5 protein-coding genes and 1 pseudogene are annotated in these 6,000 nt (G+C 63.8%); 2 read left to right on the top strand and 4 right to left on the bottom strand.

Features of this window, described 5'->3' with window-relative positions; genetic code table 11:
• Positions 1-321, top strand: a pseudogene (locus tag B1400_RS09655) (2-amino-4-hydroxy-6-hydroxymethyldihydropteridine diphosphokinase); the annotation flags it as partial.
• Positions 318-899 (top strand): DUF3180 domain-containing protein, encoded by a 582-nt coding sequence (locus B1400_RS04650; RefSeq protein ID WP_095613279.1) that lies wholly within the window; start codon positions 318-320, stop codon positions 897-899. The pseudogene B1400_RS09655 and the gene B1400_RS04650, both read left to right, overlap by 4 nt.
• Positions 900-933: 34 nt before the next feature.
• Here B1400_RS04650 and B1400_RS04645 read toward each other — a convergent pair whose 3' ends face one another.
• From B1400_RS04645 to B1400_RS04630, 4 genes are all read right to left on the bottom strand, one after another.
• On the bottom strand, positions 934-1,842 hold the full coding sequence (locus B1400_RS04645) for an acyl-CoA thioesterase (RefSeq protein WP_095613278.1): 909 nt from the start codon (positions 1,840-1,842) through the stop codon (positions 934-936).
• Between the two features lie 340 nt (positions 1,843-2,182).
• Complete coding sequence (ettA, locus tag B1400_RS04640; protein WP_095613277.1) at positions 2,183-3,859, bottom strand: energy-dependent translational throttle protein EttA; 1,677 nt, start codon at positions 3,857-3,859, stop codon at positions 2,183-2,185.
• 140 nt (positions 3,860-3,999) lie between these two features.
• Complete coding sequence (locus B1400_RS04635; RefSeq protein ID WP_095613276.1) at positions 4,000-4,428, bottom strand: peptide deformylase; 429 nt, start codon at positions 4,426-4,428, stop codon at positions 4,000-4,002.
• Positions 4,429-4,561: 133 nt separating this feature from the next.
• Entirely contained in the window at positions 4,562-5,302 is a 741-nt protein-coding gene (locus B1400_RS04630; RefSeq protein ID WP_095613275.1) for a hypothetical protein, read from the bottom strand.
• Between the last annotated feature and the right edge of the window lie 698 nt (positions 5,303-6,000).

The following is a 6,000-nucleotide window of genomic DNA, read 5'->3' as shown; positions in this document are numbered from 1 at the left end:
GGCGGCGAGACGCGCACCGCCGTCGCCGCGCTCGACACGGCGATGGACGCGGCCGCGCTGACGGCCTTCCTCAATGCGGCCTCGCGCGCCCATGACGGCGACGTCACGTTGCATATCGTCGACATCGACGACGCCGACGGCCGCACGCGCATCGACGACGGGGGAGCGGGCAACCGCGCCGCGATCCTCGCGCCGTGGATGGACATGGACCCGATGGCGGCCCTTCACGGCGATCCGCTCCCGTATCTGCTCGCGAGCGCGCCCGACGCGCCGTTCGCCGGACTCGAATCGGACCATTGGATCATCGGAGGCGCGCAATGAGGGCGCATCGCATACGCTGGTGGGCGTATCTGCTGGTCGCCGCGCTCGGCGTCGGCGGCGGTGCCGCGACGGCCGCGCTCGAGGAACGCTACCATGTCTCGCTGCTCGGGCTGCCGTGGTTCGTCTCGGCGATGCTCGCCGTCTTCGGCGTCGGCGTGCTCGTCGCCGCATGGCAGGTGCGCCGCTATGCGACGACCGAGCCGCGCAAACGCGTGCAGCTCAGGACGATCACACCCGAACGCGCCGTCGACACGCTGATCCTCTCGAAGGCGCTCGCGCTCGCCGGCGCCGTGCTGCTCGGCTGGTACGCGGGCGAGCTGCTGATGGTCGTCGGACATCTGCAGGCGCCCTACTACCGCCGGATCGCCGTCGAATGCGTCGTCGCATGCGTCGCGAGCCTGATCGACATGGTCTGCGGCGTCATCGGCGAGGGGTTCTGCCAGCTGCCGCCGTCCGAAGGCCCCGAGCATCCGAAGATCGAGCAGCGGCGCAAAAAGATGCGCGGCGAGCGGCCCGACCGCGGCGTCGCATGGAAGAGCGACGACAACGACGACACGGCCGCCGTACCCGGCAGGTGACGGCGGCCGCGGGAGGAAAAGGAAGACGGACTGGTCAGTCCGCGTCCGTCTGCGGGACGCGAACCATCGCCTCCTGCACGATCGCGGCGACGAGCGTGCCGTCGCGGCGGTAGACCTTCGCCGTGGACAGGCCGCGGCCGTGGGCGGCGGTGGGCGTGTCCTGCACGTACAGATGCCAGTCGGTGACGTCGATGTCGCGGTACCACCACATCGAATGGTCGATCGAGGCGAAGGAGATGCCCGGCGTCATCACTGTCAACCCGGTGCGGCGCAGGATCGGCTCGAGCATGATCTGGTCGCAGCCGAGCGCGAGGATCGCGCGGTGCATCGTCTGGGACACGTCGCAATCGCCGTCGGCGCGCATCCACACGAGCTGGCGGCCGCAGTCGGCGGCCGCGCTCGCCTTGTCCGGGCCGAGCAGGATCGGCTGGGACACGTAACGGATGTCGAAGGGGGACTTGCACGCGTAGTACTTCGCGAAGTTCGACTGGTCGGCGTACGGCGCCATCAGCTCCTTCGAGCTTTTGAGCGTCTCCGGACCGGGGATGTCGGCGGGCATCGGGTCGGCGTATTCGACTCCCGGCTGTCCGGGCTTCTGGAAGCTCGCGATCGCCGTGAGGATCGGCCCCTGCGACTGCGTGACGTTGACGCGGCGCGCCGAGAACGAATGGCCGTCGCGCAGGTTCTCGACGTCGAAGAGCAGGTCCTCGTGGATGTCGCCCGGGGCGATGAAATAGCCGTGGATCGAATGCGGCTCGCGTCCTTCCGGCACCGTCTTCGATGCGGCGACGAGCGATTGGGCGATGACCTGGCCGCCGTAGACGCGGCCGGTCGGGAAGTACATGCTTTCGCCGCTGATGTAGGTGTGGTCGCGGTAGACGGAAGGTTCGCCGAGGCTCAGCACATCGATCAGATGCTTCAGGGGAGTGGTGTCCGACGTCATGCGGCGTCCTTTCTTGTTCGGGGCGGCGTTCCCATACGCCGTCGGTGGCGCCCGATGCGCGGGCGGTTGCGCTGACTGTCTGCAATCTATCAGCGGCGTGTTAAGAAACGGACACATCCCGTCGATTGCCACCGACGGCGTAGCCGGGGGAGCCGATGTTCACGCGAACGTCATGGGTGCGTTCCGCACCTCCCGCGTTCGCCACCGGCGTGCCTCGCGAACGTTACGGGTGCGCTTTGCACCGCCCACGATCGCATAGGGGCCCGGCTGCGAACGCGGACGCCGCATCATGCGGCATCGACGTTCGCAACCGGGCCCCTATGGCAGCCGATATCGGCGATCAGCGGGTGAGCTTGCGGTGCAGGCGGTGCGGACGCGCCGCCTCCTCGCCCAGACGCGCGATCTTGTTCTCCTGGTACGACTGGAAGTTGCCTTCGAACCAGTACCAGCGCGCCGGATTCTCGTCGTCGCCCTCCCACGCGAGGATGTGCGTGGCGATGCGGTCGAGGAACCAGCGGTCGTGCGAGATCACGACGGCGCAGCCCGGGAACTCGATGAGCGCGTTCTCGAGGCTTTCGAGCGTCTCGACGTCCAGATCGTTCGTCGGCTCGTCGAGCAGCAGCAGGTTGCCGCCCTGCTTGAGCGTGAGAGCCAGGTTGAGTCGGTTGCGTTCGCCGCCGGAGAGCACGCCGGTGAGCTTCTGCTGGTCGGATCCCTTGAAGCCGAAGCTCGCGACGTAGGCGCGCGTCGGCACCTCGACGCCGCCGACCTCGATGAAGTCGTTGCCGTCCGAGACGGCCTCCCACAGGTTCTTGTTCGGGTCGAGGCCGGCGCGGTTCTGGTCGACGTAGCTGATCTTGACGGTGTCGCCGATCTTGAGGTCGCCGCCCGAAAGCGGTTCGAGGCCGACGATCGTCTTGAACAGCGTCGACTTGCCGACGCCGTTGGGACCGATGACGCCGACGATGCCGTTGCGCGGCAGCGTGAAGCTCAGGTCGTCGATGAGCACGCGATCGCCGAAGGCCTTGTGGATGTGCTCGGCCTCGAGCACCGTCGAGCCCAGGCGCGGTCCCGGCGGGATCTGGATCTCGGAGAAGTCGAGCTTCTTCGAGTTGCGCGCCTCCTGCTCCATCTGGTCGTAGCGCTCGAGACGTGCCTTGTTCTTCGCCTGGCGTGCCTTCGGCGACGAACGCACCCATTCGAGCTCGTTCTTCAGGCGCTTGGCGAGCTTGGCGTCCTTGGCGCCCTGGATCTCCATGCGCTTCGCCTTCGTCTCCAGATAGGTGGAGTAGTTGCCCTTGTACGGGTAGAGCTGGCCGCGGTCGACCTCGCAGATCCACTCGGCGACGTTGTCCATGAAGTAGCGGTCGTGGGTGACGGCGATGACGGCGCCCTGATACTGGTGCAGGAACTTCTCGAGCCACAGGATCGACTCGGCGTCCAGATGGTTCGTCGGCTCGTCGAGCAGCAGCAGGTCCGGCGCCTCGAGCAGCAGCTTGCACAGCGCGACGCGGCGGCGCTCGCCGCCCGAGCACACCGACACCGGCGTGTCCGGGTCCGGGCACTGCAGCGCGTCCATCGCCTGCTCGAGCTGCGAGTCGAGATCCCAGCCGTTCGCCGCGTCGATCTCGGTCTGCAGCTTGCCCATCTCCTCCATCAGCGCATCGAAGTCGGCGTCCGGGTTCGCCATCTCCTCGCCGATCTCGTTGAAGCGTGCGACCTTGTCGGCGATGCCGCCGAAGGCCATCTTGATGTTCTCGCCGACGGTCTTGTCCTCGTCGAGCGGCGGCTCCTGCTGCAGGATGCCGACCGTGTAGCCCGGCGTGAGCGACGCCTCGCCGTTGCTGACGGTGTCGAGCCCCGCCATGATTTTGAGCAGCGTGGACTTGCCCATGCCATTGGGGCCGACGACGCCGATTTTCGCGCCCGGCAGGAAGCTCAGCGTGACGTTGTCGAGGATCACGCGGTCGCCGTACGCCTTGCGGGCGTTGATCATCTGATAGATAAACTCAGCCAAAGTTGGTTCCGTTCCGTTGTCCGTCTTGCTTCGTGGAATCGAAGCGGTCGCAAATGCACAACCATTATTCCAAAAGCGGTCTACAGTTCGTCCTACCACGGCGGCGGCGCGTATATTCCATCGTCGCCGCGGGCGCACGCTCAGATGACCACGCCGCCGCAGTGGTCGATCTCGTGCTGGATGATCTGCGCGGTGAAGCCGTCGAAGGAGGTACGCCTTTCGCGCCCGCGCCGCGTCAGATATTCGACGTCGATATGCGCCCACCGCCGCGCAGGGCGCTCGCCCTTGAGCGACAGGCAGCCCTCCCGCGTCTCGTACGGATCGTCGGCGTGCGTGACGACCGGGTTGAACATGACGGTGACCAATCCGTCGAGATCCTCGTCGACGAAGGCGATGATGCGTTTGCGTTCGCCGATCATGTTCGCGGCCATGCCGACGCAGCGCCCGCGGTTCGCCTTGAGCGTGTCGACGAGGTCGGCCGCGGTCGCGGCGTCGGCCGGATCGTTCGGATCGGCGTCCTCGGACGGCTCGGACAGGAACGGGATGGAGGTGACGATCGTTTGTTGCATGGGCAGCAGTATAGCGGTGACCCGCGCATGGGAGCATGCGCGGGGCCGCAGTCGGCGGCCGCGGCGGCTCACAGCGTCGCGTCGGGTGTCGGCGATGATTCTTGGATCATGCGGCCATTATGCATGAGTGATGTCAGCTGAGCGGTTTCCATGCTTCGAGTTCATCGATAAGCAGGCTGGAGTCATTGGTGACCACACAGGTACGGGCCTGTGGGGCGTTGAAATCAAAGCTGAACGCTTCGCGTCGTTTGGTATAGGCCTCGCGTTCAGTCTTTGTATCAGAGACATCGGTGTCGAAGAAGCGCTCACTTTCGGCACGGTACTGGTCCACCGAATAGTCTTTGGGAACCAGCGCGTGGCGGCGAAGACAATCTACCAATGCGACATCGGAATTGCTGTATAGACTTGGATTTGCCACATTCAGGCGGTAGATATCATCCACTGAAAGCACGTAGCGATTTTGACAACCATCGACGTCGCGGTTGAGTTTATCCTGCTGTGCCTCGCTCATGCCGCTGGTGTCAATCTTGGTCTGGTGGATGTACACCCCGTTAATCAGGCGCATCGTCGGCGGGTTGTACCCCTTGGCAACCAAGCATTGGCGGTAGTTGTCCCATGCCGTCAGATAGTCGGCATGGGAGATCTTACCTTCGTTGGCGAGTGCACGCTCAAGCATCTGTCGCTGTGACTGGTCCATATCTGCGTGATACTCCAGCAGATTCTTGATACGTTCACTAACGCTACCGGCCATTTGGAATGTGTCGCCGCCCTCGCTCCACTCATCGGGAGGGGAGACAGACGACCCACAGGCCGTCAATCCCAAAGTCAGCACGGCACACAATATCGCACTGCAGCATCTACGAATGAAAAGCATTACGACCTATCCTTAGAGGTGTTTGTGGATTGCTGGCCGCAATTGGCGATGCGGCCAGCAAAACTGATGTGTCACGGGTCACCGAGTGGCGCAGCAGGCATAGTCGCCAGCCGATTTGATGGACTGAGAGGCCAGGACCGCTGCGCCGCATGTCTTGCCCACATCGGAGATATCCCGTATTTTCCGGTTGGTGTCTTGCGACGCTTCGCAGTATGAGCCGCGGGACCTGGATGAAGCCACCATCTTGGACGCATCGTCTCGAGCGAGCACATCCACGTGCACATCGCCGACTCGCACGTCGCTGTTTCTGAAGTATGGCGTGAACCCGTTCTGCTGTGCATGGGCCGTCGTGGCGGAACCGAATACCAAGCCCAATGTCATCAAGCATGCGGCCGATCCTCCAACGGCCTTCTTCGTCTGTTTTGTATGTGGAATCCGAACCATATCAGTTCCTTCCCTCGTCTTTCGCCTTTGGGCCATCTTGCACATCGGCGTGCGAGAATCGATGATGAAATATGCTCATCATGATCACTAGTATTATGACGGACACGGAATTTCTCAACCACATGTTCCCGTTTCCGGGTATACGCAATCAATGAACTATTACGGATTCGATTGTTTGTCCTCTACTCAGATGGACGGTCCCGCGATTGAGGTCATCGCGGGACCATTCATTCCGGGTAAGGCTTAGTTGCTGG

The organism is Bifidobacterium italicum (assembly GCF_002286915.1).
Taxonomy (GTDB): domain Bacteria; phylum Actinomycetota; class Actinomycetes; order Actinomycetales; family Bifidobacteriaceae; genus Bifidobacterium; species Bifidobacterium italicum.
Note: the sequence above shows the minus strand (reverse complement) of the source record. Positions and strands in the feature narration are given on the sequence as shown.